This is a genomic window from Kitasatospora sp. SC0581 (assembly GCF_048159585.1).
Lineage (GTDB): Bacteria > Actinomycetota > Actinomycetes > Streptomycetales > Streptomycetaceae > Kitasatospora.
In genome coordinates this window covers 1-475 of record NZ_JBLRWA010000126.1, presented here as the reverse complement: position 1 = coordinate 475, position 475 = coordinate 1, and the positions used below count along the sequence as shown (strand labels likewise).

The window sequence follows — 475 nt, the reverse complement described above, 5'->3', positions numbered from 1 at the left end:
TAGTAGATATGATTCCATAAAAATGGAAAAAAATATTGCTTTATGCGGAGGTGAGAGATAGTTATAGAAAAGTCTACTTATATTATTATTCTTTTACTAACAAAGAACCCGTATACAGCCTGGAGATTCCAGTAAAATTCAATTTAAAAGAAGAACAATTTGAAAAACTAGAAAATGAATTATATGATCTTTTTTCAGAATTACAATCAGAGTTTGTTAGACAACAACAAGACAAGTGGACAAATCTTACTTACATTCTTGAACATACTGGCAAAATGAAAATAAAACTTGGGTATGAAGATCTTTCCCAACTTGACCCCGTTGAAAAGCAAGAAACATGGGAAGCAACATATTTAAAGTAAGCACCAAGCAAAGTAATAAAATAAATAACTTTCCGTGGTTTACATTATTTGGGATGAAGTTTTATCAACAATCAGCAGGATACCCCTACTTCAATCGTGTGAAGGGCGTAGCC

The 475-nt window shown here is 32.0% G+C and carries 1 protein-coding gene; it reads left to right on the top strand.

Annotated features, from left to right (window positions below):
* Positions 1–32: 32 nt before the first annotated feature.
* Positions 33–362, top strand: coding sequence for an immunity protein YezG family protein (locus tag ACLWS4_RS37410; RefSeq protein WP_416876486.1), 330 nt, complete (start codon positions 33–35; stop codon positions 360–362).
* The last annotated feature ends 113 nt before the right edge of the window (positions 363–475 follow it).